A 3,830-nucleotide genomic window follows, 5' to 3' on the forward strand; every position below is an offset into this window, starting at 1 on the left:
GGCTCTTGCCGGTCTATTCTACAATGGCATTCATGATGTTTTCCTTGTGCAGCTGGGTACTGAACCTGTGGGAGACCCCTGTGGGAGCGAGCTTGCTCGCGATGGCGGACTTACATTCAACATCAATGCTGGATGTACTGGCCTCATCGCGAGCAAGCTCGCTCCCACAGGGGTCTCCCACAGGTTCAGTACCCTGCTGCACAAGGAAAGCATCATGAATGCCATTGTCGAATCGACCGGCAAGAGCCCGGCGAAAGTGGAGGTCGGCACCAAACTGCGCGGTGCGGAAAAGGTCGCGCGGATTCCGGTGAAGATCATTCCCACGGAAGAATTCCCGCGCAAACCGGACTGGATTCGCGTGCGCATGCCGATCTCTCCCGAGGTCGACCGGATCAAGCAGCTGCTGCGCAAGCACAAGCTGCACAGCGTCTGCGAAGAAGCCTCGTGCCCGAACCTCGGTGAGTGTTTTTCCGGTGGCACCGCGACTTTCATGATCATGGGCGACATCTGCACCCGCCGTTGCCCGTTCTGCGATGTCGGCCATGGCCGGCCCAAGCCGCTGGACGTCAACGAACCGATGAACCTGGCCGTGGCCATCGCCGAGCTGCGCCTGAAGTACGTGGTGATCACCTCGGTGGACCGCGATGATTTGCGCGATGGCGGCGCCCAGCACTTTGTCGATTGCCTGCGCGAGATCCGCAAGCTGTCGCCCGGCGTGCAACTGGAAACCCTGGTGCCGGATTATCGTGGACGCATGGACGTGGCCCTGGCGATCACCGCCAACGAGCCACCGGATGTGTTCAACCACAACCTGGAAACCGTACCGCGCCTGTACAAGGCCGCGCGGCCGGGTTCGGACTTCGAGTGGTCGCTGGACCTGCTGCAGAAATTCAAGCAATCGGTACCCCACGTGCCGACCAAATCCGGCCTGATGCTGGGCCTTGGCGAAACCGACGAGGAAGTCATCGAGGTCATGCAGCGCATGCGCGAACACGACATCGACATGCTGACCCTCGGCCAATACCTGCAACCGTCGCGCAGTCACTTGCCGGTGCAGCGTTTCGTGCATCCCGACACCTTTGCCTGGTTCGCCAAAGAAGGTACGCGCATGGGTTTCAAGAACGTGGCGTCCGGGCCGCTGGTGCGCTCGTCGTATCATGCTGACCAACAACTGCATGGAGGCGGCGACGGTTTCAAGCCATCATGAACAGACTGGTCATGCCTGGAGCCGTTGCCGATGTCTCGTTCACCCTGTCTGTTACTGCTATGCCTGAGCCTCGCCACACCTTGCCTTGCCGATGAGCCGAGGCCCGAGCACATGGTGTATGTGCGCAGCATCGATCCGGGCATCGAGCAGGACATCCGCTACGCCGGCGCCCACAACTTCACCGGGCATGCGCTGGACGGCTATCAGGCGGCGGAGTGTCTGATGTCGGTAGACGCGGCCAAAGCGCTGGGTCGGGTACAAGCGGCACTGAAAGCCGAAGGCTACGGCTTGAAGGTGTTCGACTGCTATCGACCCAAGCGCGCGGTGGCGGACATGGGACGCTTCGCCACCGAGCCCGGCGACCCGCTCAAGACCGAGTTCTATCCACGGGTCGACAAGCAGGACTTCTGGCGCCTGGGTTATGTGGCCCGGGTGTCCAATCACTCCCGGGGCAACACCGTCGACCTGACCCTGATCGGTCCCGACGCCCTGCCTGCCGATACTTGGACGCCTTCCGTCAAACCGGTGGATTGCACGGCGCCTTACGGCCAGCGCTGGCACGACGGTGCGCTCGACATGGGCACCGGTTTCGATTGCTTCGATGAGCGTGCGCACACCGACTCGGCGCTGATCAACGCCACGGCCAAAACCAATCGCCAGCGACTGACCAGTGCCATGGCCAAGGAAGGCTTTGTCGGTTATTCGGCCGAGTGGTGGCACTTCACGTACAGCGGGAATCCGCAGAAGCCGGACGTCATGGACTTCCCCATCACGCCGCCTGCACCATGAACATTCTGCTCAAGGCAATGTTGGTGGCGTTTTTTCCGCTGGCTGCATTAGCCCAGGGACTCGACGGCAGCGACCAACTGATCGTGGTCACCAGTAAAGGCTGGGATGACATCCAGGGCACTGCCCAGCGCTATGAACGGCGCGGGCAGACCTTGCAGAAATTCGACGCACCCTTTGCAGTGGTGCTCGGCAAGAACGGCATGGGTTGGGGCAAGGGGCCGCTCGATATCGGGCAACCTGAAGGACCGGTCAAACAGGAAGGCGATGGCAAGGCGCCGGCTGGAATGTTCAAACTGGGTACGGCGTTTGGCTACGCGCCTTCGGCCGAAACCCGCCTGCCTTATCTACCGTTGACACCGACCATCGAATGCGTGGATGACAGCCAATCGAATCGYTACAACGAACTGGTCGATGGAGCGGTCGTCGAAAAAGACTGGAGCAGCTCCGAACGGATGCGCCGCTCGGATGAGCTATACCGCCAAGGCATCGTCATCCAGCACAACACCCCGGCCTCGCCCGCTGCCGGCTCATGCATTTTCTTCCACATCTGGCGCGGCCCCACGGCGCCGACCCGTGGCTGTACGGCCATGGACCCGGCGAACATCGCGCGGCTGTTCAACTGGCTGGACCCGGGCAAATCCCCGGTACTGGTGCAACTGCCCGAAGCGCAGTACGAGCAGTTGCGCGAGCGCTGGAGACTGCCGAAGCGCTAACTGGTAAACGCTGAACCTGTGGCGAGGGAGCTTGCTCCCTCGCCACAGGTGCGGGTATTACCCCCGCTCAACCACCACCGCACCCATCGACGGCTTGGCCAGCGCGTAATAGATCACACTCGGCACCAGCAGCCCGACAATCCACGAAATATCCACCCCGCCCAGTTGCGCAACCATTGGTCCTGAGTAGAAATGGGTGTCGACAAACGGCAACTGGATCAACACGCCGATCACATACACGCTGATCCCCAGCACGTTCCAGCGACCGTAGCGCCCTGCCGGGTCGGACAGCGCCGGGATGTCGTAACGCTCCTTGTTGATGAAGTAGTAATCCACCAGGTTGATCGCGCTCCACGGGGTGAAGAACGTCAGCAAAAACAGGATGAAGTACTTGAACGAGTTGAGGAACGAGTACTGCCCCAGCAATGCCAGCGCGGTGGACGCCGCGACGATCAGCAGCACGAACAGCATGCGCTGGCGGGCGGTGATTTCCAGGCGACGACGAAAGCCACTGATGATGGTGGCGATGCACATGAAACTGCCGTAGGCGTTGAGGGTGGACACCGTGACCTTGCCGAAGACAATGCTCAGGTACAGCAGGGACGCGATCACCCCGGTGCTGCCCAGGCCGACAATGGTCGCCACTTCGTGCCCACGGAAATTCGCCCCGGCCAGTGCGGCGGCGAACACCCCCAGCACCATCGAAGTCTGCGCTCCCAGCACCGTGCCGAGGCCGACAGCGGCGAAGGTTTTCCACGACGAAGTCTTGCTCGGCAGGTAGCGCGAGTAGTCCGCCACATAGGGGCCGAAGGCGATCTGCCAGGACGCCGAGAGCGAAACCGCCAGCAGGAAGGTGCTCCAGCCAAAGTGACGATTGTCGAGCAGCAGGCCGATGTCGTTGAGGGTCATCAACCGGGTGAACAGGTAGGCGAAGGCGATGATGCCCAGTACGCTGGCCACCCGCCCGACCAGGTGAATCACCCGATAACCGAAGATCGTCAGGAACGCGATGCACGCCGCGAAAATCAGGATGCCGGTGCTGTCGCTGACGCTGATCAACTGCGCGATCGCCTGCCCCGACAACACTGCGCCGGTGGCGCTGAAACCGAGGTACATCAGGC

General features: G+C 61.6%; 4 protein-coding genes. 3 read left to right on the top strand and 1 reads right to left on the bottom strand.

The genetic code is table 11. The features are described from left to right. Nucleotides 1-214 precede the first annotated feature (214 nt). The 3 genes from lipA to ACXRVY_RS19700 are packed head-to-tail and all read left to right on the top strand — an operon-like array spanning nucleotide 215 to nucleotide 2,709. Complete coding sequence (lipA, locus tag ACXRVY_RS19690; protein ID WP_223461637.1) at nucleotides 215-1,207, top strand: lipoyl synthase; 993 nt, start codon at nucleotides 215-217, stop codon at nucleotides 1,205-1,207. A gap of 30 nt (nucleotides 1,208-1,237) precedes the next feature. After that, nucleotides 1,238-1,996, top strand: a complete 759-nt coding sequence (locus tag ACXRVY_RS19695) for a M15 family metallopeptidase (RefSeq protein ID WP_223461635.1) — start codon at nucleotides 1,238-1,240, stop codon at nucleotides 1,994-1,996. Next, nucleotides 1,993-2,709: a L,D-transpeptidase family protein gene (locus ACXRVY_RS19700; RefSeq protein ID WP_223461632.1), complete on the top strand. Its 717-nt coding sequence runs from the start codon at nucleotides 1,993-1,995 to the stop codon at nucleotides 2,707-2,709. The genes ACXRVY_RS19695 and ACXRVY_RS19700 overlap by 4 nt, the downstream gene beginning before the upstream one ends. A gap of 57 nt (nucleotides 2,710-2,766) precedes the next feature. Here the strand turns inward: ACXRVY_RS19700 and ACXRVY_RS19705 are convergent. Beyond that, a partial coding sequence (locus ACXRVY_RS19705) for a purine-cytosine permease family protein (RefSeq protein WP_458238039.1) occupies nucleotides 2,767-3,830 on the bottom strand: 1,064 nt, incomplete at its 5' end.

The organism is Pseudomonas sp. P5_A2_2 (genome assembly GCF_054177685.1).

Bases quoted from the DNA above. Each gene is read 5' to 3' on its own strand.
- lipA (WP_223461637.1), top strand. From the start codon at position 215: ATGAATGCCATTGTCGAATCGACCGGCAAGAGCCCGGCGAAAGTGGAG.
- ACXRVY_RS19695 (WP_223461635.1), top strand. From the start codon at position 1,238: ATGTCTCGTTCACCCTGTCTGTTACTGCTATGCCTGAGCCTCGCCACA.